This window comes from Pseudomonas alkylphenolica (assembly GCF_000746525.1).
Taxonomy (GTDB): domain Bacteria; phylum Pseudomonadota; class Gammaproteobacteria; order Pseudomonadales; family Pseudomonadaceae; genus Aquipseudomonas; species Aquipseudomonas alkylphenolica.
Genome location: NZ_CP009048.1, coordinates 1,322,450 through 1,346,092 on the forward strand (window position 1 = coordinate 1,322,450; position 23,643 = coordinate 1,346,092).

General features: G+C 60.2%; 22 protein-coding genes. 10 read left to right on the top strand and 12 right to left on the bottom strand.

The window, feature by feature from the left end:
• Positions 1-3 precede the first annotated feature (3 nt).
• The 6 genes from PSAKL28_RS06160 to PSAKL28_RS06185 all read right to left on the bottom strand — a co-directional run bounded on the left by PSAKL28_RS06160 (position 4) and on the right by PSAKL28_RS06185 (position 5,386).
• A complete protein-coding gene (locus PSAKL28_RS06160; RefSeq protein WP_038607940.1) occupies positions 4-249 on the bottom strand; it encodes a hypothetical protein in 246 nt (81 codons plus the stop codon).
• 138 nt (positions 250-387) lie between these two features.
• On the bottom strand, positions 388-1,089 hold the full coding sequence (locus PSAKL28_RS06165) for an ABC transporter ATP-binding protein (RefSeq protein ID WP_038607943.1): 702 nt from the start codon (positions 1,087-1,089) through the stop codon (positions 388-390).
• Positions 1,090-1,857 (bottom strand): high-affinity branched-chain amino acid ABC transporter ATP-binding protein LivG, encoded by a 768-nt coding sequence (gene livG / locus PSAKL28_RS06170; RefSeq protein ID WP_038607946.1) that lies wholly within the window; start codon positions 1,855-1,857, stop codon positions 1,090-1,092.
• Complete coding sequence (locus PSAKL28_RS06175; protein ID WP_038607949.1) at positions 1,854-3,110, bottom strand: high-affinity branched-chain amino acid ABC transporter permease LivM; 1,257 nt, start codon at positions 3,108-3,110, stop codon at positions 1,854-1,856. The genes livG and PSAKL28_RS06175 overlap by 4 nt, the downstream gene beginning before the upstream one ends.
• Positions 3,107-4,030 carry a high-affinity branched-chain amino acid ABC transporter permease LivH gene (gene livH, locus PSAKL28_RS06180; RefSeq protein ID WP_028943524.1) on the bottom strand — a complete coding sequence of 308 codons (924 nt, stop codon included), beginning with the start codon at positions 4,028-4,030 and terminating at the stop codon, positions 3,107-3,109. Before livH ends, PSAKL28_RS06175 begins: the two co-directional genes overlap by 4 nt.
• A gap of 228 nt (positions 4,031-4,258) precedes the next feature.
• Positions 4,259-5,386, bottom strand: coding sequence for a branched-chain amino acid ABC transporter substrate-binding protein (locus tag PSAKL28_RS06185; RefSeq protein ID WP_038607951.1), 1,128 nt, complete (start codon positions 5,384-5,386; stop codon positions 4,259-4,261).
• A 321-nt stretch (positions 5,387-5,707) separates the two neighbouring features.
• Here PSAKL28_RS06185 and PSAKL28_RS06190 point away from each other — a divergent pair, with 321 nt between their 5' ends.
• A complete protein-coding gene (locus PSAKL28_RS06190; protein ID WP_038607954.1) occupies positions 5,708-6,013 on the top strand; it encodes a DUF2288 domain-containing protein in 306 nt (101 codons plus the stop codon).
• 181 nt (positions 6,014-6,194) lie between these two features.
• Here PSAKL28_RS06190 and PSAKL28_RS06195 read toward each other — a convergent pair whose 3' ends face one another.
• The gene (locus PSAKL28_RS06195) at positions 6,195-8,378 is read right to left on the bottom strand and encodes a hypothetical protein (protein WP_038607957.1); all 2,184 of its coding nucleotides are present in this window, start codon (positions 8,376-8,378) and stop codon (positions 6,195-6,197) included.
• 199 nt (positions 8,379-8,577) lie between these two features.
• On the opposite strand from PSAKL28_RS06195, the gene PSAKL28_RS06200 reads away from it, so the two are divergent.
• Positions 8,578-9,465 carry an NAD(P)-dependent oxidoreductase gene (locus PSAKL28_RS06200; protein ID WP_038607960.1) on the top strand — a complete coding sequence of 296 codons (888 nt, stop codon included), beginning with the start codon at positions 8,578-8,580 and terminating at the stop codon, positions 9,463-9,465.
• On the opposite strand, the gene PSAKL28_RS06205 is transcribed toward PSAKL28_RS06200, so the two are convergent.
• Both PSAKL28_RS06205 and rapA read right to left on the bottom strand, forming a co-directional pair.
• The gene (locus PSAKL28_RS06205) at positions 9,365-11,641 is read right to left on the bottom strand and encodes a putative bifunctional diguanylate cyclase/phosphodiesterase (protein ID WP_038607963.1); all 2,277 of its coding nucleotides are present in this window, start codon (positions 11,639-11,641) and stop codon (positions 9,365-9,367) included. The genes PSAKL28_RS06200 and PSAKL28_RS06205 overlap by 101 nt on opposite strands.
• A gap of 236 nt (positions 11,642-11,877) precedes the next feature.
• Positions 11,878-14,724: an RNA polymerase-associated protein RapA gene (gene rapA, locus PSAKL28_RS06210; protein WP_038607965.1), complete on the bottom strand. Its 2,847-nt coding sequence runs from the start codon at positions 14,722-14,724 to the stop codon at positions 11,878-11,880.
• A gap of 201 nt (positions 14,725-14,925) precedes the next feature.
• On the opposite strand from rapA, the gene PSAKL28_RS06215 reads away from it, so the two are divergent.
• The 6 genes from PSAKL28_RS06215 to PSAKL28_RS06240 all read left to right on the top strand — a co-directional run bounded on the left by PSAKL28_RS06215 (position 14,926) and on the right by PSAKL28_RS06240 (position 18,988).
• On the top strand, positions 14,926-15,255 hold the full coding sequence (locus PSAKL28_RS06215; protein WP_038607967.1) for a hypothetical protein: 330 nt from the start codon (positions 14,926-14,928) through the stop codon (positions 15,253-15,255).
• A 79-nt stretch (positions 15,256-15,334) separates the two neighbouring features.
• The gene (locus PSAKL28_RS27825; protein ID WP_010221101.1) at positions 15,335-15,496 is read left to right on the top strand and encodes a hypothetical protein; all 162 of its coding nucleotides are present in this window, start codon (positions 15,335-15,337) and stop codon (positions 15,494-15,496) included.
• 134 nt (positions 15,497-15,630) lie between these two features.
• On the top strand, positions 15,631-15,747 hold the full coding sequence (gene ccoM / locus PSAKL28_RS28380) for a cytochrome c oxidase subunit CcoM (RefSeq protein ID WP_038616278.1): 117 nt from the start codon (positions 15,631-15,633) through the stop codon (positions 15,745-15,747).
• 178 nt (positions 15,748-15,925) lie between these two features.
• A complete protein-coding gene (locus tag PSAKL28_RS06230; protein ID WP_038607971.1) occupies positions 15,926-17,914 on the top strand; it encodes an FUSC family protein in 1,989 nt (662 codons plus the stop codon).
• Positions 17,901-18,107 carry a DUF1656 domain-containing protein gene (locus PSAKL28_RS06235; protein WP_038607973.1) on the top strand — a complete coding sequence of 69 codons (207 nt, stop codon included), beginning with the start codon at positions 17,901-17,903 and terminating at the stop codon, positions 18,105-18,107. Before PSAKL28_RS06230 ends, PSAKL28_RS06235 begins: the two co-directional genes overlap by 14 nt.
• A gap of 11 nt (positions 18,108-18,118) precedes the next feature.
• Positions 18,119-18,988, top strand: coding sequence for an efflux RND transporter periplasmic adaptor subunit (locus PSAKL28_RS06240; protein WP_038607975.1), 870 nt, complete (start codon positions 18,119-18,121; stop codon positions 18,986-18,988).
• Here the strand turns inward: PSAKL28_RS06240 and PSAKL28_RS06245 are convergent, their stop codons facing one another.
• Positions 18,989-19,714 carry an SDR family oxidoreductase gene (locus PSAKL28_RS06245; protein ID WP_038607977.1) on the bottom strand — a complete coding sequence of 242 codons (726 nt, stop codon included), beginning with the start codon at positions 19,712-19,714 and terminating at the stop codon, positions 18,989-18,991.
• A gap of 100 nt (positions 19,715-19,814) precedes the next feature.
• On the opposite strand from PSAKL28_RS06245, the gene PSAKL28_RS06250 reads away from it, so the two are divergent.
• Positions 19,815-20,603 carry a LysR family transcriptional regulator gene (locus PSAKL28_RS06250; protein ID WP_038607982.1) on the top strand — a complete coding sequence of 263 codons (789 nt, stop codon included), beginning with the start codon at positions 19,815-19,817 and terminating at the stop codon, positions 20,601-20,603.
• Here the strand turns inward: PSAKL28_RS06250 and PSAKL28_RS06255 are convergent.
• Positions 20,600-21,358 carry an SDR family NAD(P)-dependent oxidoreductase gene (locus PSAKL28_RS06255; protein WP_038607986.1) on the bottom strand — a complete coding sequence of 253 codons (759 nt, stop codon included), beginning with the start codon at positions 21,356-21,358 and terminating at the stop codon, positions 20,600-20,602. The two genes, PSAKL28_RS06250 and PSAKL28_RS06255, sit on opposite strands and share 4 nt — an antisense overlap.
• Positions 21,359-21,479: 121 nt before the next feature.
• Here PSAKL28_RS06255 and PSAKL28_RS06260 point away from each other — a divergent pair, with 121 nt between their 5' ends.
• Positions 21,480-22,397: a LysR family transcriptional regulator gene (locus PSAKL28_RS06260; protein ID WP_038607989.1), complete on the top strand. Its 918-nt coding sequence runs from the start codon at positions 21,480-21,482 to the stop codon at positions 22,395-22,397.
• Here PSAKL28_RS06260 and PSAKL28_RS06265 read toward each other — a convergent pair.
• The gene (locus tag PSAKL28_RS06265) at positions 22,336-23,550 is read right to left on the bottom strand and encodes a GAF domain-containing sensor histidine kinase (RefSeq protein WP_038607991.1); all 1,215 of its coding nucleotides are present in this window, start codon (positions 23,548-23,550) and stop codon (positions 22,336-22,338) included. The two genes, PSAKL28_RS06260 and PSAKL28_RS06265, sit on opposite strands and share 62 nt — an antisense overlap.
• Between the last annotated feature and the right edge of the window lie 93 nt (positions 23,551-23,643).

Genomic DNA, 23,643 nt, shown 5'->3' on the forward strand with positions numbered 1-23,643 from the left:
GGATTACATCTTGTTGTCGTGCTTTTCACCTTTCATCATTTTGTCGTCTTTGCCCATCATGTTTTTGTCCATCTTGTCTTTGCTCATGTCCATCTTGTCGTCGGCCATGTGCTTATCCATTTTCATGTCCTTTTCCATGCTGGCTTCCTTGTCCATTTTCATGTCTTGGGCGGCATGCACGGTCGGCAGGAAGGCCAGGCTCGAACCGAGGCTGAGGATGAGGGCGGCGGCGCCGATGGTTTTGTTCATGGTGGGACTCCAGTAGGTTAGAAGGGCGAGTGCCACTGGCTGTGGCTCACCTGCAGCACTAGAGTCCGCTGCCCGGGAGGCGTTACAGCGGGCAAGAAAAAAGGCCCGTAGGCCTTTTTTCGATTGCGCTGCAGAAGGTCAACCGCCCAGGTAGGCGTCGCGGACCTTGGGATCGGTCAGCAGTGCTTCCCCGGTGCCCTGCATCACCACCCGGCCGTTTTCCAGCACATAGGCACGGTCGGCGACTTTCAGGGCCTGGTTGGCGTTCTGCTCGACCAGGAACACCGTCACGCCATCACGCCGCAGTTGCTCGATGATGTCGAAGATCTGCTGGATGATGATCGGTGCCAGGCCCAGCGACGGCTCGTCCAGCAACAGTAGCTTGGGCTTGCTCATCAGCGCCCGGCCAATCGCGAGCATTTGCTGCTCGCCACCGGACATGGTGCCGCCACGCTGGCTAAAGCGCTCTTTCAAGCGTGGGAACAGTTGCAGGACTTTGTCCATCTGCTCCTGATAGTCGCCCTTGTTGGTGAAGAAGCCGCCCATGGCCAGGTTCTCTTCCACGGTCAGGCGGGCGAACACCCGGCGACCTTCAGGAACCACGGCAATGCTCTTGCGCATGATGTGCGAGGAGGGCTGGCCGACCAGCTCTTCACCCAGGTACTTGATGCTGCCGCTGTGAGCCTGGGGCGAACCGCACAGGGTCATCAGCAGGGTCGACTTGCCGGCGCCGTTGGCGCCGATCAGGGTGACGATCTCGCCCTGGCGGATCTCGACGTTGACGCTGTGCAGCGCCTGGATCTTGCCGTAGAACGTGGAAACGTTTTCGAACTGCAGCATTTACGCTTCCCCCAGGTAAGCTTTGATCACATCAGGGTTGTCGCGGATCTGCTCCGGCGTACCGTCGGCCAGGGGAGTGCCCTGGTTGATCACGACGATATGGTCGGAGATGCTCATGACCAGCTTCATGTCGTGCTCGATCAGCAGCACCGTGACGTTGTGCTCTTCGCGCAACAGGCTGATCAGCGCCTTGAGGTCTTCGGTCTCTTTCGGGTTCAGGCCGGCCGCCGGTTCGTCGAGCATGATGATCCGTGGGCGGGTCATCATGCAGCGGGCGATTTCCAGGCGACGTTGCTGGCCGTAGGCAAGCGTGCCGGCTGGACGGTTGGCGAACTCGAGCAGGTTGACCTTCTCCAGCCAGTACCGTGCGTACTCTTTCGCTTCGTGTTCACTGCGGCGGAAGGACGGGGTCTTGAGCAGGCCGGCGAGGAAGTTGGTATTCAGGTGCCGGTGCTGGGCGATCAGCAGGTTCTCCAGCGCGGTCATTTCCTTGAACAGGCGCACGTTCTGGAAGGTCCGCACCACGCCCTTGCGGGCGATCTCGTGACCGGCCAGGCCCTGGATCGGTTGACCATCGAGCAAGATAGTGCCGTCACTGGGCTTGTAGAAGCCGGTCAGGCAGTTGAACACCGTAGTCTTGCCGGCACCGTTGGGGCCGATCAACGCCACGACCTGTTTTTCCTTGACGGTCAGGGCCACGCCGTTGACCGCCAACAAGCCGCCGAAGCGCATGCTCAGGCCGCTGACTTGCAGAATTTCGCGGCTCATCGACGCAGCTCCATATGAGGACGTTGCATAGGCAGCAGGCCTTGCGGACGCCAGATCATCATCAACACCATCAGCGCACCGAACATCAACATGCGGTATTCGCTGAATTCGCGCATCAGTTCAGGCAGCAGGATCATCACGATGGCCGCAAGAATCACGCCCAGCTGCGAACCCATACCGCCCAGTACTACGATGGCGAGGATGATGGCCGACTCGATGAAGGTGAACGACTCCGGCGTTACCAGGCCCTGGCGTGCGGCGAAGAAGCTACCGGCGAAACCGGCGAAGCAGGCACCGAGGGTGAAGGCTGACAGCTTGATCACCGTCGGGTTCAGGCCCAGGGCACGGCAGGCGATCTCGTCTTCACGCAGCGCTTCCCAGGCACGCCCGATCGGCATGCGCAGCAGACGGTTGATCACGAACAGCGCCAGCAGGGCCAGCAGCAGGGCGACCAGGTAGAGGAAAATCACCTTGTTGATCGAGTTGTACTGCAGGCCGAAGAACTCGTGGAAGGTCTGCAGGCCTTCAGCAGCCTTGCGTTCGAAGGTCAGGCCGAAGAAGGTCGGTTTCTCGATGTTGCTGATCCCGTTCGGACCGCCGGTCAGCCCGGTGAGGTTGCGCAGGAACAGACGGATGATCTCACCGAAGCCCAGGGTCACGATGGCCAGGTAGTCACCGCGCAAACGCAATACCGGGAAGCCGAGCAGGAAGCCGAAGGTCGCCGCCATCAGGCCGGCAAGCGGCAGGCAGATCCAGAAGCTCAGGCCGAAGTAGTGCGATAGCAGGGCATAGGTGTAGGCGCCGACGGCGTAGAAGCCGACATAACCCAGGTCGAGCAGGCCGGCCAGACCGACCACGATGTTCAGGCCAAGCCCGAGCAGTACGTAGATCAGGATCAGGGTGGCGATATCGACTGCGCCGCGCGAACCGAAGAACGGCCAGACCAGGGCAACCACGATCAGGCCCATGATCACCCAGCGCTGGGTCTTGGGCAGGGTCAGGAAGTTGCTCATGGCCGGCGAGATCAGCTTGCGGTCCGAGCGTCGGCGGGTGAGCGCACCCCATTGCTTGTCGAACAGTACGCGCAGGAACATCAGCACCGAGCACACGGCAATGACCGTGATGGTGAAGGAGCCCTGGCTATGGACGATCAGGCGGATGCCATCGATGCTGAGCTTCAGGCCCAGTACCGGGAAGGCCACGGCCCAGACCAGCAAGGCGCTGAAGAACGCCTGTTTGAGATTTTTGTTCATACTTTTTCAACCTCCGGACGGCCGAGGATGCCGGTCGGACGGAACAACAGCACCAGAACCAAAAGACCGAAGGCCACCACGTCCTTGTACTGGTCGCCGAAGATGTCGGCGCCAAAGGCTTCAGCCACCCCCAGCACCAGCCCGCCGAGCATCGCGCCCGGAATACTGCCGATGCCGCCCAGCACCGCCGCGGTGAAGGCTTTCAGGCCTACCAGGAATCCGGCGTTGGGGTTGATCACGCCGTACTGCATGCTCAGCAGTACCGCCGCCACAGCCGCCAGAGCGGCACCGATGACGAAGGTCAGGGCGATGATGTTGTTGGTGTTGATACCCAGCAGGTTGGCCATCTTGATGTCTTCGGCGCAGGCGCGGCAGGCGCGGCCCAGGCGGGAACGGGAGATGAACAGGGTCAAACCGGTCATGGCCACTAGCGTGACGACGAAAACCAGGATCTGCATGTAAGAGATCAGCACTTCCTCTGCGCCGCCTGGGCCGAAGGAGATACTCCCCGGGATCAGGTTGGGGATGGACTTGTCCTTGGAGTCCTGGGATAGCAATACGGTGTTCTGCAGGAAAATCGACATACCGATGGCAGAAATCAGCGGGATCAACCGGTTGCTGTTACGCAAGGGGCGGTAGGCGACCCGTTCGATACTGTAGCCATAGGCACTGGTTACGAAGATCGTGGCGACGAAGGCGACGGTCATCAATATCGGCAGTGAATCGATACCCATCATGGCCAGCCCGGCAAGGGCAATGAAGGCCACGTAGGAACCGATCATGTAAACCTCGCCATGGGCGAAGTTGATCATTCCAATGATGCCGTAAACCATTGTGTAGCCAATGGCTATCAAGGCATAGGTGCTGCCAATGGTCAGACCATTAACCAGCTGTTGGAAGAAGTGATAGATCTCAGGCATTACAGCGCTCCTAAAAACCTGATACGCATTTCACTGGTGGGGCTGCCCCCGGCCTGGCCTTGTGGTCTTGAGCCACTTCGACACCGGCAACTGCCAGCGAACCGCTGGTGACGGTTTTAAGATTTTCAGGTGAACCTGCTCCCGGATCGCGGGAATCAGGCCCATGAACCTCGTAAAACAAAGCCCACTGCTCGCACAGTGGGCTTGTAGTCATGTAGTCAGACGGGATTACTGAGGGGAAACTTCGGTTTTAGGTTTGCCGAAATGCCATTCGTAGACCACGAATTTGAAGTCTTTCAGGTCGCCCTTGTCGTCGTACGACAGGTCGCCAGTCGGGGTCTTGAAGGTACCGGCGTGAATGGCTGAAGCCACTTTGTCGGTGTCTTCGGATTTGGCAGACTTGATGCCCTCGGCGATCAGCTGGACAGCGGAGTAGGCCGGGAACACGAACGGGCCGCTCGGGTCCTTGCCATCGGCCTTGATGGCGTCAACGATTGCCTTGTTCGCAGGATCGGCGTCGAACGACTTCGGCAGGGTTACCAGCAGGCCTTCGGAGGCGTTCTGGGCGATTTGCGAGATCGAGTCGTTACCGACACCTTCTGGGCCCATGAACTTGGCTTTCAGGCCTTTTTCCTGGGCTTGGCGCAGGATCAGGCCCAGCTCTGGGTGGTAGCCGCCGTAGTAGACGAAGTCGACGTTGGCTTGCTTGAGCTTCTGGATGATCGAGGAGAAGTCTTTGTCACCGGCGTTCAGGCCTTCGAAGACGGCAACCTTGGTGCCTTTGCCTTCCAGGGTCTGCTTGACCGCGGTGGCGATGCCTTCACCGTATTGCTGCTTGTCGTGCAGGACGGCAACCACTTTCGGTTTGACGTGGTCGGCGATGTAGTTACCGGCGGCTGGACCCTGGGCGCTGTCCAGGCCAATGGTGCGGAAGACCAGTTTGTAACCGCGGCTGGTGATTTCCGGGCTGGTGGCAGCCGGGGTGATCATGATCACGCCTTCGTCTTCATAAATGTCGGAGGCGGGCTGGGTGGAGCTGGAGCACAGGTGGCCGACTACGTATTTGACGCCGTCGTTGACCACTTTGTTGGCTACGGCTACGGCCTGTTTAGGGTCGCAGGCATCGTCGTATTCTTTGGCTTCAAGCATCTTGCCGTCAACGCCGCCCTTGGCGTTGATGTCTTTGATCGCCTGCTTTGCACCGACGAACTGCATGTCGCCGTACTGAGTAACCGGACCGGTTTTCGGGCCGGCGATGCCGATCTTGATGGTATCGGCTGCAAACGAATGGCTGGCAACCCCGGCCAGTACCATTGCGGCAAACAGCTTGGAAATCTGCTTAGTAGCCTTACTCATAGTGCTCCACTCATTCTGTTGTAATTTTTATAGTCCTGCGGCCAGAGCTTGAGGACCGGAGTGCTCCGATTTTGCCCTGGCAACTGTACCGGTACAGTGTAGAGCGCTGCTTCGTCGCTTGAAAAGCAGGCCCGCTGGGGCAAATTCGGCGCGTGTCGCTTAATTGACAGAAACTTACAAGAAAGCGGCTTGGTCTTGCCCTGATTCCCGTGGCAATCCTTCGCTTTCAAGTCCTTTTCGATCAATTACTTATTTGAAACCGGGTTTTTCTGCAAAAATACCGACCTCTTACAGTAGTCGAATTATTTCTGGCAGGAACCCATGACTGATCAACCAAGCACCCTCTATGCCAAACTGCTCGGCGAGACCGCAGTAATCGAGTGGAAAGCCCTGGAGCGTTTTTGGGCCAAAGGTGACCTGATTTGGGTCAGCGAGCACCTGGACCTGATCGAAGTTGCACAGGCAATGGCCGAGAACCGCAGCGAAACCTTCGCTGCATGGCGCAATGCTGGCACTGTTGGCCCGCTGTCTGCCGAGCAAGCGCTAGACCTTCAGAGCCGCGATCCAGAGATCTGGGCGGTGGTGGTTTCGCCGTTTATTGTGATTCAGGAAAAGAAAAAAGCCTGAGCGCGCCCCAGATTGGTGCGTGAAAACAAGCAGCGAGGAGATTTTGGTGCGCGGGACTGTTCAGCGAGGGTGGCTGTTGGTAACAGTTGAGTGTGCTTAACGTTAACGGTAACAGATCGCGGGGCAAGCCCGCTCCCACAGGATTACCTGTAGGAGCGGGCTTGCCCCGCGATGCTTCTGATCAGTAATCCACTTTTCCAGTATGACTGTTCAGCGAAATCACCCGGGTCTTGCCGATCCGGTGACGGAAGATTTCGCGCAGGTACTTCACTGCCTTCTTCACGCATTCGCGCGACAGTCGAATGTCATTGATCGAGACGAACTTGCTCTTGTCGTTGATCAGCTCGCGGTACTTCTTCTCGTACATCGGCTTTATCGCGTACCAGTTGGTATCGAGGATTTTCGCCGGGTTTTCGAATTCATTGAGCAGATCATCGATGCGTTCTTCATCGAAGGTATCGCTGGTGATGAACTCCAGGATGGCGTTGTCCAGGGTGTCGTCGAAACGGTACGGGTTACGCGCAAAGCAGCGCTTGATGAAGGCCACGATCAAGGTCAGGAAGTCGTCCGACAGGCATGGGCTCTTGGCGATCAAGGTAGTCAGCGACAGGTTCGCCGAAGCGCCGATCACCAGGGCATAGCGCTTGAGGGTGGTGTTGGGGAACAGGCTGTTGAGGTGGGTCTTGAGCCGGTTCAGGTCCATGTACGAGAGTTTGTAGTCCTTGGGCAGGGAGACGATCGACACCACCGACGAACAGTTCTTGAAGAAGTGCAGGTCGTGCAGGGCCGCCGCGTCATAACCGGAGGCCTTGTACTGTTCCAGCGCTGCGCGATAGCGCTTGGACTCGATCGGCAACAGGCTGATGCCTTCGATCGCCTGGGTCACCTTGTTGAAGTGCGGCAGGTCGATGGAGCGGAAGAACAGGTCGTCGATGTTCAGACGCGGCTGGTCCTTCTCGAACACTTTGAATTTATCCGAATTCGGTGACGGCTGTTCCGGTACTACGGACTCCGCGTAGGCAATGGCTACGGGGCCGGCCAGGCTCATGAACAGGTCGTTGGCATCCAGGCGAATGGTTTCGCCGATGTCGATGCCGGCACGACGGAAGTAGTTCTGGTCGTAGTCGGTAGTCACCGCCTGGGCGGTCAGGATGTTGAAGATCTGCTGGGAGATGTACTGGTTGGCGTGCTTTTCCATGGCATTGACATCAATGTTCTGGATGTTGCCGTCATCATTCTCTTCGGCGTAACGCATGATGTCGTTGGAAATCAGCATCATCGCGTTCCACGGGCGGATGCGCCCCATGACGCTGGCTTCGCTGCTGTCTTCATTGTCGAAGTTATAGGAGAAGTCCCATTCTTCGGACAGGTACTTGCACAACAGGCGTCCGGCGTTGATGTGCAAAGCCTCGGACATTTCGCTGCGGTGATCGGAAATGTTCGGCAGTACGCAGATGCCGCTGGTGAAGATCGGTTCGAAGACGAACGAGTGTCCGCTCTTGCCGTCGTTTTCGTCGGCCGGCTTGGTGTCGAAGGTCTTGTTCATGTACGAGTACTGCTGGGCCAGGCCGAACTCCGAGGCCATGCCCGAACCGGTACCACCACCGGCGCTGAAAATGTAGAAGTACAACCGCGACTGGTTGGCCTTGATCCCGCAGGAGTCGATCAGATACGAGTGGATCAGTTTCCAGTCGGCGCTGGAAAAACGATGGGTTTCCTTGTTGAGGATGATCTTGGCCAGGTACTGGCCGAGGATCGGCGCGTTACCGGCGCCCCCGGCATGGACTTCCGAGAGGTCCATGATCTTCATCTTGCTGTAGTCGCGGATGAAGCCGCTTTTTTCACCCTTGCGCGAGAAGCGGATACGACCGGCAATGTCTTTGTCCAGGTCGCCCAGCATTACCAGCGGCTCAACCAGGAACACCGGCTTGCTGCCCTTGTTCTGTACCAGGCGCAGATTGTTGCGGATCCAGCGTGCGGGGCTGTAGGTGGGCTCGCTGCCGGTGCGGTCTTCGTTGTTGAATTCGTTGAGATAGAAGGTGCGGGCGTTGTATACAAGTTCGGCGACATCGAGGGCGATGTTCGAGCCGCAACGGCCCAGGCCGATCAGGCAGACCGACGGGAACTGCTGATCCAGGCGTAGCTGGCTATCGTCTTCGACGTGGACACTGGGCGGAAACACCAGATCACGCAGGCCGTCGAGGTTGTCGAGGATGCGCTGGATATCGGGCTCGGTGAAATACAGGTACTGCTGCGGGTTAAGCGTTCGCGGGCTGTAGAATTCTCTGGGCCCTGGAGCGCTGAACGCGGGAGTGGGTGAAGTCAGCTCGGAAACCGCGTTGGCAGAAGTAGTCTTGGAGGTCATTTTGCGCCATTTGCCTGGGGGTGGGTGGCTGTTCTAGTAGATATCATAGAGCCATCACTGGATAAGTTTCGCGACTGTATCAGTGCGCATTTGGCGTGAGCGATAGGGGTCTGCCCTAGTGCTATAGGAGTTTTCCTTGCCACGCCTGCAAACTGAATCGTCCAATCTTTCAACTTCTTTAATCTGCCTGGAGCTGTTCATGAGCACTGCACGTCCTTCACTGGGGTTTGCCGGAATCGGTCTGATGGGATTGCCGATGTGTCGGCGCTTGTTGGCGGCGGGGTATCCGTTGACCGTCTGGAACCGTTCGCCGGACAAGTGTGCAGCGCTGGTCGAGGCGGGCGCGCGGCAGGTGGAGACCCCGGCCGAGCTGTGTCAGGCGGCTGATCTGGTGCTCTTGTGCCTGGCCGATACGGCGGTGGTGCGTGAGGTGGTGTTCGGTCCCGAAGGTGTGGCCAAGGGGGCCAAGGCCGGGCAGTTACTGGTGGATTTCTCCAGCCTGGAGCCGACCGCGACCCGGGAGATGGCCGCGGAACTGGCTGCGCTCAGTGGCATGAGCTGGCTCGATGCGCCGGTCTCAGGTGGCACGCCAGGGGCCGAGGCGGGCAGTCTGGCGATCATGGTCGGCGGAGATGCGCCAGACCTTGAACGCGTGCGCCCGGTGCTGTTGACCCTCGGCCAACGGGTTACCCATATGGGCCCGGTCGGGGCAGGGCAGGTAACCAAGGCCTGCAACCAGATGATCGTGGCCTGCAACGCTTTGGTGATTGCCGAGGTGGTGGCGCTCGCCGAGCAATCCGGCGTCGATGCCAGCCTTATTGCTGAAGCCCTGGCTGGTGGCTTTGCCGATTCCAGGCCGTTGCAGATTCTGGCACCGCAAATGGCGCAGAGCTGCTTCGAACCGGTCAAATGGCATGTACGTACCTTGCTCAAGGATCTGGATACAGCAGTGAAATTCTCGCGCGAACAGGGTTCGGCAACGCCGCTCAGTGGCCTGGCCGCGCAGCTGATGCGCCTGCACGGAAGTCAGGGCTATCTGCAAAAAGATCCGGCGACATTGATCGATCTGTACCGGCGTAAGGATTGAAGCTGACCAGCGACGACTCATCGCGTTGATCAAGCTGACTGAGGATGGCGCGTAGCTCACCCAAGGGTACCGGGTGGCTGAGCAGATAGCCCTGGGCAAAGTCGCAGCCCTGCTGGGCGAGGAACTGATACTGCTCGATGGATTCCACACCTTCGGTGATCACCTGCAGGTGCAGGGTATGGGCCATGACGATGATTGCCTGGACAATCTCCATATCCTGTCGGCAGCGTGGCACATCCTGAATGAAGGAGCGATCAATCTTCAGGGTGTCCAGAGGCAGGCGCTTGAGATAGGCCAGCGATGAGTAGCCAGTGCCAAAGTCATCGATCGACAGCGAGACACCGAGGGCGCGAATGTCCTTGAGCAGGGCGATGGTGCTGTGAATGTTGCCCATCAGCGCGTTTTCGGTGACTTCCAGTTCCAGCTGACCGGCTGAAAGCCCGGCCTGCTGCAGGGCGTCCTCAACCTCTCTGACCAGTGTTTCACGACCGAGGGTCAACGCCGAGCAATTGACCGTGACCTTCAATTGGCCATAACCATGACGATTAAGTTGCGCCAGGTCTTCACAAGCATGGCGTAGCACCCACAGATCAAGGTCGGCGATCAGGCCGTTGGCTTCGGCAATGCCAATGAAACGCTCCGGGCTGAGCAAACCGTGCTGCGGATGTTGCCAGCGCACCAGGGCTTCAAGTTTGGCCACCTGACCGGTGTGCAGGTCGAAAATCGGCTGGTAGTGAATACGCAGGCCCCGCTCTTCGAGCAGGGCAATGCGCAGCTCTTCTTCCAGTTGCAGCTCCAGCGTGGCGCGGGTCTTGAGGCTGCTATTGAAGAAATTCAGGCTGTTACGTCCGCAGCCTTTGGACTGATACAGCGCCAGATCGGCATTCTTGAGCAGTTCATCACAGCTGCGGCCGTCGTCGGGGAAGACGCTGATACCAATGCTGGTGGTCATGACCATGCGCCGTCCGGCCAGGTCGATCGGCTCTTTCATTTTTTGCATGATGCGTTGGGCAAGGTGCCGGGCTTCTTCGCGGCTGCTCAAGGCAGTCAGGATGCAGAACTCGTCACCACCAAAGCGGGCCACTACGTCCTGGCTACGGGTCGCCGCCTTGATGTAGCCGGCAATGACTTTGAGCAGCTCATCGCCGGCATCGTGACCAAGGCTGTCATTGATTCGTTTGAAATGGTCGATATCGAGGAACATCACCGCCAGCATGCCTTCATTGGTGGTCTGTTCGACCAGGCGCTCGGCAAACACCTGATTGAAGCCGCGCCGGTTGATCAGGTTGGTCAGGGCGTCGTAATGAGCGGCCTGCTGCAGCGACACCCGCGCCTGATCCAGCTGGCTGAGCAGGACATTGACCCGGCGCAGGTCGTGCTCCTTGCTTTGCAGTTTCTGGTCGGAGAGGGCGGCACTGATACTGCTGGCGCTGACCAGCAGGGTGATGAAGGCAATGGTCAGGCCCAGTTGCAGGTTGTTGTCGGCACCTGGCAGGACCACCACCGCGTCGTTGGGGATAATCAGGGTCATGCCCGCCATACCGGTGAAGTGGGTGGCGAATATGCCGCCGGCCATCAGCAGGCTGGCCGCGTATTTGAGCAACAGATGAAGGGTGCCGCTGCCATAGCGAAAGTAGCGAGCCAGCAACAGGGCCAGCAGGCTGGTGATGATGGCAACTGCAATCGAGGCGGCGAACATGTCCGGACGATAGAATTGTTCGGCGTTGGAGCGCATCGCGGACATGCCGATGTAATGCATCGCAGCGATACCCAGGCCGATGCAGGTGGCGGCCTGGAGGAAATGGCGGACACGCAGGTCATTGCGGCCCAGGGTGTTCATCGCCAGCCAGCCGGCGAACAGCATGACGATCAACGACAAGCCTGTCAGGGCGAAGTCGTAGTGGAGCTCAATGGGCGCCTGGAAGGCCAGCATGCTGATGAAATGCAGGGCCCAGACACCACCGGCCAGGCAGCAGGCGCCGAGCAGACGCCATTGGCGCTGGGCCACGGGCTGCTCTACATGATTCAGGCGTTCAGCCATGCTCAAGGTGGCGAAGCTGCCTGCGCCAGCGACCAGAAAGGCAAGTACGACCAGGTAAGGGTTGTACTGGCACTCTAGAATGATCTGTCCGTTTGCCGGAAGATCGACGAGCATCTGTAGCCCCAGCCACTCCATAGCCTGCCTCTTTGTCGAGTTTTCACTCGTCCCCCAAAAGCCTGTCTGGAGACTGTTCTGCAGGAGTATAGGAAGAGGGCACTAACCCATGCGGATTAATGGCACTTTGACTTCTACGATTTGGGTATTGGGGTAATAGCGGGGGGTTCTAAAGCATCGCGGGGCAAGCCCGCTCCCACCAGGATTACATCAATCATGGTGGGAGCGGGCTTGCCCCGCGATGAGATCGACTGGATTTACCCGGCGACCAACACCCGGATCGCTTCCAGGCGCAGCGCAGCTTTATCCAGCATCGCCAGGCCTTGTTCACGTTGCTTGCGCACCGCGTCGATCTCGCTGTCGCGCACGCTCGGGTTGACCGCTTGCAATGCGGTCAGGCGTGCCAGCTCTTCGTCGGTTTCCGCCGCCAGGCGACGCTGCGCTTCGGCAACACGTTCGGCGTGGCGCGGCATGATCTTGGCTTCACCACTGTTGATCCGTGGCGTCAGCACATCGCGCTGGGCCTGGATGAACTTGTTGGCGCTGGCCTTCGGCACGCTCTCGAGCTGGTCGTTGAGGGTTTCGAACGATACGCGCGAGGCCAGGTCGTTGCCGTTCGTGTCGAGCAGGCAGCGCAGTGCCGCCGGTGGCAGGTAACGGCCCAGTTGCAGGGCACGCGGAGCGACCACTTCGCTGACGTACAGCAGTTCGAGCAGCACGGTGCCGGGTTTGAGTGCCTTGTTCTTGATCAGCGCCACCGCGGTGTTGCCCATCGAACCGGACAGCACCAGGTCCATGCCGCCCTGGACCATCGGGTGCTCCCAGGTAATGAACTGCATGTCTTCGCGAGACAGCGCCTGGTTGCGGTCGTAGGTGATGGTGACACCTTCGTCGTCGCCCAGCGGGAAGCTGGCGTCGAGCATTTTTTCGCTCGGCTTGAGGATCAGGGCGTTTTCCGAGTGGTCTTCGCTGTCGATGCCGAAGGCGTCAAACAGGGTTTCCATGTAGATCGGCAGAGCGAACTGATCGTCTTGCTCAAGGATCGCCTCGACCAGGGCCTGACCTTCGCCAGCGCCACCGGAGTTGAGCTCCAGCAGGCGGTCGCGACCGCTATGCAGCTCGGCTTCCAGGCGCTCACGCTCGGCGCGGGCCTCATCGACCAGAACTTGCCATTCACCGTCGTCACCACTTTCGAGCAGTGGCAGCAGGCGTGGGCCGAACTGATGTTGCAGGGCGTTGCCGGTCGGGCAGGTGGCGAGGAAGGCGTTCAGTGCCTGGTCGTACCATTGGAACAGGCGCTCTTGCGGGCTGTTCTGCAGGTACGGTACATGCAGTTCGATGGTGTGCTTCTGGCCGATACGGTCGAGACGACCGATACGCTGCTCGAGCAGGTCAGGGTGGGCAGGCAGGTCGAACAGCACCAGGTGATGGGCGAACTGGAAGTTGCGGCCTTCACTGCCGATTTCCGAGCAGATCAGCACTTGCGCGCCGAATTCTTCGTCAGCGAAGTAGGCGGCGGCACGGTCACGTTCGAGGATGCTCATGCCTTCATGGAACACCGTGGCCGGAATCCCGGAACGTACGCGCAGGGCGTCTTCCAGGTCCATGGCGGTTTCGGCGTGGGCGCAGATCACCAGAACCTTGACCCGCTTGAGCATCTTCAGGGTGTCGATCAGCCAGTCGACCCGAGGGTCGAAGCGCCACCAGCGTTCTTCTTCGTCAGTGTCGCCCTGAGACTGGAACGCCACCTCAGGGTACAGTTCGGCGTGTTCGCCAACCGGCAGCTCCATGTATTGATCGGGGCTTGGCAGCGGATAAGGGTGCAGATTGCGTTCCGGAAAGCCCTGAACGGCGGCACGGGTGTTGCGGAACAGTACGCGGCCGGTACCGTGGCGATCGAGCAGCTCGCGAATCAAGCGCGCGCTGGCCTGGGTGTCGCCGTCGTTGACCGCGGCGAGCAGGGCTTCGCCTTCGGCACCGAGGAAGCCTTCGATGGTGGCGTGGGCTTTGGCCGACAGGCGACCTTCGTCCAGCAGCTCCTGTACCGCTTCGGCGACCGGGCGATAGTGCTCGCTTTCGGCACGGAAGGCCGCCAGGTCATGGAAACGGTTCGGATCGAGCAGGCGCAGGCGCGCGAAGTGGCTGTCCTGGCCCAGTTGCTCAGGGGTTGCGGTCAGCAGCAGGACACCAGGAATGACCTGGGCCAGTTGCTCGACCAGACCATACTCAGGGCTGACCTGCTCTTCATGCCAGACCAGGTGATGGGCTTCGTCGACTACCAGCAAGTCCCAGCCGGCGGCGAACAGTGCGTCCTGGGCTTTTTCGTCTTCGGTCAGCCATTCCAGGGCGACCAGCGCCAACTGGGCATCTTCAAACGGGTTGCTGGCGTCGCTTTCGATAAAGCGCTCGGCGTCGAACAGCGCTACCTGCAGGTTGAAGCGGCGGCGCATCTCTACCAGCCACTGGTGCTGCAGGTTCTCCGGCACCAGGATCAGCACACGGCTGGCACGGCCCGAGAGCAACTGGCGGTGGATCACCAGGCCGGCCTCGATGGTCTTGCCCAGGCCCACTTCATCGGCCAGCAGCACCCGTGGGGCAATACGGTCGGCGACTTCGCGGGCGATATGCAGCTGGTGGGCGATAGGTTGGGCGCGGGTGCCGCCCAGGCCCCACAGCGCGGATTGCAACTGGCGGCTGGTGTGTTCCAGGGTGTTGTAGCGCAGCGAGAACCACGGCAACGGGTCGATCTGTCCGGCGAACAGGCGGTCGCTGGCCAAGCGGAACTGGATGAAGTTCGACAGTTGGGTTTCCGGCAGCGTGCAGGCCTGGTTCTGCCCGTCGAGCCCGTGGTAAACCAGCAGGCCGTCGACGTCATCGACCTCGCGAACGGTCAGTTTCCAGCCTTCGAAGTGGGTGATCTGGTCACCGGGCGAGAAGCGCACCCGGGTCAGGGGCGCATTGCGCAGGGAGTACTGGCGGGTGTCGCCAGTGGCCGGGTAGAGCACGGTCAACAAGCGGCCGTCCTGTGCCAGAACGGTCCCCAGACCTAGCTCGGCTTCGCTGTCGCTGATCCAGCGTTGCCCCGGTTGATACTGCTGCGCCATACTGCCTGACTCCCGCTTTGAAAAGCCGACTATCTTAACGGATAGGACTGTGCAGACCAAAGAGTCTAGCAATATCAGCGACAAAAACCGCTGCAGCTATACTTCGAGCCAGTGCTTGCTGTAATCAGCCCCTCATATTCTTGCTTGTTGGCTCAAGGCCTCTGTTGGCTAGCCGACACAGTGGCGACAGGAGATCTGCCCATGCTGCCGCCCATCATTCCGCTTAGTGCTGCACCCGTGACATCGCAACTGGACCCGGTCAAGCCGACCCCCGACATCAAGCCGGTGGTGCCTGCGCAGCCAACGTCCAGTGAAGGGGCGATCGACCTGAAACACCGCGACCCGGAAAAGTCGGCGCTGTTGCTGCGTGAAGAGCAGCGACGCCACCAGGGCCGACGCCAGTCGGCCAGAGACGACGAGCTCTACCAGCCGTTGCCGGGAGATGAAGTCAACGCTGACAACACCGTGCCCGTTGCGCCACTGATGGGTGAACAGTCGCGTCAGGGGCTGTTGGTGGATATCGAAGTCTGAGCGTGCAGTGCTGTCACTGGTCAGCGCAGGCAACAGCCTTCATTATGAACGGATCGCAGTCCGCTTCCTGAGTCAGACCATGAGCCAAGATGACAACCTGATCGACCTCGGTGCCGAACGCGCCCGGCGGGTCCACGACCTCAATGAAAAACGCCTGAACGAAGTACGCCAGGCGTTTGAACAGGCCATGCCGCTGGGCAAGGCCAAGAAAAAGCCCAAGGGCAAACCCAAGAAGCGTTGAAAACTTGATGCAGGTCAAGCCTGCACCCGCCTTGCGCGCCCGGTTCCGGGCGCTATTGACCTCGGTCAATTTCCTTTCGCCATCCATTGGTTACCTTGAGCCCATCAGACAGGTGCAGGCAAATGGAGGCCGACATGTTCTTCGATAATGTGGTTATCGCTGGAGTCATTACAGTCGGCCTGATGCTGCTGTTCTTTGTCGGATTCGGAATTTTCATCTGGAAGGACTCGAACAAGCGCAAACAGCGCTGATTCTTCCGGTACACGAGCACGCAAGGCATTTAGGGCGACTTCGGTCGCCCCTTTTTTTGTCCGCAAGAAACCTTTCCGCTGCACTGGACTTTTATTAGTTAGCTAGCTAATAATCTGTTCCTGATTCTTTCACCTCATCCTGTCTATCGTTACAACACAGTCAGCCAAGGTTCGTCCCGTGCCCATCACTTTGCAGGCCCTGTTGGCGCCGAACAAACTCGCCGTGCAATTTGCCATCAAGACTTTGCTGGGCGGTGGCCTGGCCTTGTGGCTGGCACTGCGCTGGGGGCTGGAGCAACCGGCCTGGGCACTGATGACGGCCTTTATCGTTGCCCAGCCCTTGTCGGGCATGGTTTTGCAAAAAGGCCTGGCGCGGCTGTTCGGGACCCTGGTCGGCACGGCCATGTCAGTGCTGTTCATGGGGCTGTTTGCACAGACGCCCTGGTTGTTCCTGTTGGCTTTGGCGCTGTGGCTGGCCTTGTGCACCGCTGGCTCGACCATGCTGCGCAGCGCCTGGGCTTATTCGTTCGTGTTGGCCGGTTACACCGTAGCGATCATCGCCTTGCCGGCGATCAATCATCCGCTGGCGGTGTTCGACCAGGCCGTGGCGCGCTGTACCGAGATCTGCCTGGGGATTATCTGCGCCACGGTGACCAGCGCCTTGCTCTGGCCCATGCGCGTTGAACAACAGCTAGGGGGGCAGGCGCGCCAGGCATGGCTCAGTGGTTTACAGGCGGCCAGCGCGACCCTGACCGGTGAAGCTCAGGCGCGCAAGGGCTTGCTGGAAATTCTCGGGCGCATCGTTGCCGTCGACGCCCAGCGTGAACATGCCTGGTTCGAAGGGCGTCTTGGCCGAGAGCGTGCCAGGGCAATCCGCGGATTGAGTCAGAAATTGCTGATTCTCCTGCGCATCGCCCGCTCGGTGCGGCGGCAGTGGCAACAGCTGGATGAAGCCCAGGCGCTACATCTGCAACCTTGGCTTGATGAGGTGCATGATGCCCTGGCCGCACCCGATCAGGCCGGCCTGTCACGCCTGCGTCAACGGGTCTGGGATGCGGCGCACGATGACAGTATCAGCTCGGCCGAACATTATTGTCTGGCACGCCTGACCTTGCTGCTGGACAACGCCATGGCCGCGACCCTGGCTCTACGCGCGGTGGAGGAGGGCAAGGCACCCGCGGATGTCCCCGACAGCCTGGCCGCGCATCGTGATCTGCCGCTGGCACTGTTGTTCGGTTCGCGCAGTGCCCTGGCTTTTTTGGCCATGGCCGGTTTCTGGCTGGCCACCGCCTGGACCGCGGCTCCTGGCGGCCTGGTGCTGACCTGTGTGGTCTGCAGCCTGTTTGCCAGCCGTGAGAACGGCGCGCAGATCGGTATGAGCTTTCTGCGTGGGATTCTGCTGGCCATGCCCGTGGCGTTTGTGGTCGGGCAGATCCTGCTGCCGCAGTGGAGCGGCTTTCCCATGCTGTGCATGGCCATGGGCGTGCCGTTGTTCTTTGGCGCATTGGGCATGGCCAACCCGCGTATTGGGGCGACCGCCACGTCCTACTGCCTGCATTTCATCGTCCTGGTAGCGCCACTCAATGCCATGAGCTTTGAGGTTGCGACCTTTCTCAACAGTGCCCAGGCCATGCTGATCGGCGTGGGGGCGGCGGTGCTGGCGTTCAAACTGTTGGTGCTGCGTAATCCGGCCTGGCACGGACGCCGCCTGCGCGCCGCGACCCAGAACGACCTGGTGCGCTTGACCCGCCGTGAGCTGCGCGGTGCCGATACCTGGTTCGGTGGGCGTATGGCCGACCGTTTGTTGCAGCTGGCGCGGCATTACTCGGCATTGACCGAGCAGGAGCGCGGCCGTTGGGATGATGGCGTACATGGCCTGGATATCGGCGATGAGCTGTTGCACCTGCGCCACTGCCTGGCTGTTGCCCGCGCGCCGCTGGCAGGCGCCGACCGCGAGTATCTGCAGCAACTGGAAGCGGTGCTGGCACGAGGCCCGGCGCCGGGAAGAGGCCAGCGCCTGAATGCCGCCAGTGCCGCGTTCATCGAGGTCCTGCAACGCCAGCCTCCCAGCGATCCGATACGCCTGGCGGTGGGGGCGGTGTTGCAGTTGCAGCGCAGTTGGGGCAAATGGTGCCGTCGACAGGAGGAAATTCATGGGGTTGCGTGAGTGGGCGCTGGGTGGTGTGTTGCTCAGCCCGTTTTTGATTTACGTGGTGTTGGCCCTGGTGCTGACCGCGGCCGTGCGCCTGCTGCTGCGCCTGACCCCGTTGGGGCGTTGGGTCTGGCATGAGGCGTTGTTCGATTGCGCATTGTTCATTTGTGTATTGACCCTGGTAACCCTGGGACTTGGGCCTTTGTAAGGAGAGTGACCATGCGTGCATTGCTACGTATCGCAGTAACCTTGTGCCTGGTGGCAGTAGCGGTGTTTGCCGGCTGGAAACTCTGGCAGTACTACATGCTCACCCCGTGGACCCGCGATGCGAAAATCCGCGCCGACGTGGTAATCATTGCCCCGGACGTCTCCGGTTGGGTGCGTGAGCTCAAGGTGCAGGACAACCAGCAGGTCAAGGCTGGCGAATTGCTCATGTCGATCGACCGTGACCGCTTCGAAGCGGCGCTGGACAAGGCCAGCGCTGTGGCCGAAACCCGCCAGCAGCAGTTACGCCTGCGCGAGCATGAAGCTTCGCGGCGCGCCGCTTTGGGGCCGCAGGCGATCAGCGCCGAACTGCGTGAAAACGCACAGATCAATGCCGCAGTGGCCCGTGGTGAATTGCGCCAGGCTCAGGCCGACGTCAAGGCGGCGGAGATCAACCTGGCCCGCAGCCAGGTCAAGGCACCGCGTGATGGCCATATCACCAACCTGCGCCTGGCCGAGGGCAACTACGTCAATGCCGGGCAGCCAGTGATGGCGCTGATTGACGACTCGACCTTCTACGTCCAGGCGTATTTCGAAGAAACCAAACTGCCACGCATCCGTGTCGGCGACCCGGTCAAGGTCTGGTTGATGAGCGCCGGTGAGCCCATGCAGGGGCACGTCGAAAGCATCAGCCGCGGTATCACCGACCGCAATGCCAACCCCGACAGTCAGTTGCTTGCCGAAGTCGAGCCAACGTTCAACTGGGTGCGCCTGGCCCAGCGCATTCCGGTGCGGATCAAACTGGACCAGGTTCCCGAGGGTGTGACCCTGAGCGCAGGCATGACCGCCAGCGTTCAGGTGCGTGAAGACCAGGTGCAGCGCTGATCAAGGCTGCTGGCGCGTAGCGGCCAGAACGATTTCGCGGATGCACACATGTTGCGGTTGCTGGTAGGCATAGGCGATAGCGCCGGCAACATCCTCGGCGCTGAGCACCTGGCCACCCATTTCGGCTTTCCAGGCCTGGTAGCCGTCCTTGATCCCGGCATCGGTGGTATGCCCAAGCAGTTCGGTTTCCACCGCGCCCGGAGCGATAGTCACCACCCGCACATTGTGGGCCGCGACTTCTTCGCGCAGGTTCTCGGAAATGCCATGCACGGCGAACTTGGTGCCGACATAGGCCACATGGTTGGGAAACGTCTTGCGTCCGGCCACCGAGCTGACATTGATGATCGTGCCCTGGCGCCGCTCGATCATGCCGCCTACAAGGGCATGGATGCCATTGAGCAGCCCTTTGACGTTGACGTCGAGCATCTGCTCCCACTGATCGGGGTCCTGTTCGTGCATCTGCCCCAACAGCATCACTCCAGCATTGTTGACCAGCGCATCGGCCGGGCCATAGAGGCTTTCAGCTTCTTGCACAGCCGCGACAAAGGCCCCGCGGTCACTGACATCCACGGCACGGCACAGACAGTTCGGCAGGGCCAGGGCCTGCATTCGTTCCAGGCGCCGGGCCAGCAGTAGCAATGGATGCCCCGCGTTTGACAGCAAGCGTGCAGTGGCTTCGCCGATACCTGAACTGGCGCCAGTGATGATAATCAGTGGTTTGTGCATGGTGGACTCCAAGGCATAATTGATTTCAATGGCTCAAGTGTATTGGCTTGAGTTTCGTCTGAAAAACGGCTTATTTCTCTCGCTGGTATCGGAATTACCTATGGATATTCGCCATCTGAAGGCGTTTCTTGCGGTGTTCGAGGAGCGCAACATCACCTCGGCTGCGCAACGGCTGTGCGTCGCCCAACCGACATTATCGGTCACCATCCGCCAGCTCGAAGAAGAGCTGGGCGTCATGCTGTTCCTGCGTCAGGCGCGTGGTGTCGAGGTCAGTGAACAGGCCCGGCAGTTATACCCACAGGCGCAACGCCTGGTAGCTGAGGCACAGGCCTTGAGCCGACGTTTCCGCGAGGGGCAGGACCGCCTGCCGTTGCAACTGGGTGTAGAAGCGGATATCGCCGCCAGTCAGGTTGAGGCATTTGTCCGCTTGGCCATTCAGGCTGTCCCCGCTGTGCAACTGACCTTGCTCGACGGTTGTGCCGGCGATGCGCGGCTCGGGGTCGAAGCCTTGTGCTGTGAGGATGAGTTGTTCCTGGCGCTCTGGGATGAGCCTTTCGTGTTTGCCATGGCCACGGGCAGTAGCACGACTGACCGCTGGATCACCTGCCCGCAGCACGTTTCCCATCAACGCCTGCTCGCGTTCTATGGCAATGGCGAGCAGGTCGGGCATGCCGGTTCCCTGCAGCAGGCCGTGCCGATGGTCGCCGCAGGGTTGGGGGCAGCGTTGTTGCCACAGTCGCTGGTCGAGCGCCACTCCGGGCTGCAGTGGCGCCCTTGGCAAGGTTCGGCACTGACCCGCCGGGTGGGGCTATGTTTTGCTGCTCAGGCTCTGCAACTGCCTGCCCTTGCCCAACTGCATCAGGCCCTGGGCGGCGTGCAGGTCGCTTAAAGGAACATACCGCCCGACACTTCCAGACGCTGGCCATTGATCCAGCCTCCACCCTCGCCGAGCAGCAGTGCGACTGCCGCGCCGATGTCATCCGGCAAGCCGACCCGGCCCAGGGCGGTATTGCTGGCGATAAAGTCGTTGACCTCGGTGTTGTCGCGGACCACGCCGCCACCAAAATCGGTCTCGATGGCGCCCGGGGCGAGGATGTTGACGCGGATGCCCCGCGCGCCCAGCTCTTTAGCCTGATAGCGAGTCAGTACTTCCATGGCGCCTTTCATCGCCGCATAAGCCGCATAGCCGGGCAGGGCGAAGCGGGTCAGGCCGGTGGAAATATTGACGATCCGGCCCTGGTCGGCAATCAACGGTAGCAACCGCTGAGTCAGGAAAAACGGCCCCTTGAGCTGGATGTTGCACAGCTGGTCGAACTGCGCCTCACTGGTTTCACTGAACGCCGCGTTGATGCCGATACCGGCATTGTTGACCAGAAAATCCAGCTGCTCGCGGCCAAACACTGACCTGAGGGTCTGGTGCAATTGCTCGGCGAAGCTTTCGAAGCTGCCACTGTCGCTGACATCCAGAGCCAGCATTGCGGCGCGCACACCCGATTGTTCCAGAGACTGCACCAGCGCCTGGGCTTCCTGCGCCTTGCTGTGATAAGTGCCGATAATGTCGATGCCCTGGGCCGCCAGGTGCAGCGCGGTATTTTTGCCCAGGCCGCGGCTGGCGCCGGTGATCAATGCGATTTTCCGATTCATGCTCTGTACCTCGGGGTGAGAGGGGAGAAGTCGAAGAAAGTCTATTGGTCGGCTGAATGCTGATAAATCCACGGTTTTCGGAAATACTGGTCGGTACTTGCGAACAATCGAGCCTGCAACCATGAACAAGCTGGAGTTGCTGCGTACCTTTGTCCGGGTCAGCGAACTGTCGAGTTTCACCCTTGCCGGGGAAAGTCTGGGACTACCGCGATCAACGGTCTCCGAGCAGGTCAGGGCCCTGGAGAGCCTGCTCGGTACGCGCTTATTGAACCGCACTACGCGGCGGGTCCAGGCCACTCAGGATGGCTTGCACCTGTACGAGCGTAGCAAAGACCTGTTGTCGCGCATGGATGAGATCGAAGGCCTGTTCCACAGTGAAAAGGCCGCGCTGATCGGTCGTTTGCGCGTCGATCTGCCGACCTTGATGGCGCGGCGTATCATTCTGCCCAACCTGCCGCAGTTCATTGACTGTCACCCGGGGATCGAGCTGGAGATCAGTTGCACGGATCGTCAGGTCGACCTGTTGCGTGAGGGTTTCGACTGCGTGCTGCGCATCGGCACCTTGAGTGACCTGGACCTGATTGCCCGGCCGCTGGGTTTCCTCGCTCAGATCAACTGCGCCAGTCCACGCTATTTACAGCGCCATGGCGTGCCCGAGAGCCTGGCCGACCTGCATCACCACCAGTTGATCCACTATGTGAAGAACCTGGGCAGCCGTGGTCCGGGTTTCGAGTACCTGCAAGCCGGTGCCTTGCAGGTTCAGCCCATGGCCGGGACCGTTACCGTCAACAGTACCGAGGCCTATGAAAGTGCCTGTGTGGCCGGGCTTGGTTTGATTCAGGCGCCAGCGGCAGGGCTGCAAGGGCATCTGGATCGCGGCGAACTGGTGGCGCTGCTGGCGGATTTCGTTCCGCCGCCGATGCCGGTTTCGTTGCTCTATGCCAGGCAACAACACGTGCCGCCGCGCCTGCGTGCGTTCATGGATTGGCTGGCAGCGTTGCTTGAGCCTCGTCTGGATCAAGCGGCAGGCGGAAACTGAACAGGGTTCCAGCTTCCTGGCTCGAGATCACCTCCATTCGCCCACCATGGGCCAGGGCGATCTGGTTGGCGATGTACAGACCCAGCCCCAGGCCGGATTGCACCGTGTCGTTCAACGGGTGAGAAAACGGTTGGAACAGCTGCGCCTGAACCTGCGGGGCAATCGGAGCGCCAACGTTATGCACGCCGAGCACGAAGGCTCGATCACGAATCTGTGCACTGACGTCTACCGGCTGGTCCTGGGCACCGTGGGTCAGGGCATTGGCTATCAGGTTGGAGAGCAGCTGGGAGACCCGCTCGCGATCACAATTGACCCCGCTCAAGTCGCCGATGTGCAGACTGATCTGTCGCTGCGGGTGAACACGTTGCAGTTCCGAGGCGACATGCCTGAGGGCATCGCCCAGGTCCGGGCAGGGTTGGATATTGACGGTGATGCCATTGCCCAGGCGCCCACGGGCAAAGTCCAGAACATCACGCACCAGCTGTGTGGCGCGCCGACCGCTGGTGAGGATGTGCTGGGCAATGGTCCGGCTTTTTTCATCCGGCAGGCGTTTAGTCAAGAGTTCGGCCCCGGCCGTGATGGCAAACAGCGGGTTGCGCAGGTCATGGCCGAGCACGGCAATGAACTGCTCGCGCAGCTCGGCCATGGCCCGTTCCTTTTGCAGGGCCTGCTCGGTTTTCTGGGCGTTTTCCTCGCTTTCGATCTGGATCGACAGCAAGCGTGCGAAAGACTCCATCATTGGCTGGATGGCACTGCCCTTGAGCGCTGCAGGCTGGGGGTCAAATGCGCAGATGGTTCCGAAAAAGCTGCCATCGGTACGAAACACCGGTACCGAAATATAGCTTTCGAATCTGTAGATTCGCGGCGTGGGATGGTTGCAGTACCGCTCGTCCTCGCTGGCCTTGTCTATCACTATGGTCCGGTGAGTGCCGCGAATTTCGTGGCACAGGGTAGAGGTCAGGTCCAGCTCGCCCCCCACCTTTAGGCCGAAGCCCAGGGTGTCGAGCACCGCACAGGCGGTCCAGCTGTTGTCACTGACCCGGGCCACGGCGGCAAAACGCAAGCCGGTGGATTCACAGATTACCTGCAAGATGGCCGGCACCACGTTGATCCGGCCTATCGTCGCGATATCGGCGGTAATGGTGTTGTTCATCGATCGCTCACGGCAGCTGGCGACTTGAACAATCAGTGTGGGTCAAGTCTGGCGAGCCGGCCTGGATCGGCCGAAAAAATCCGTACCCGCCGG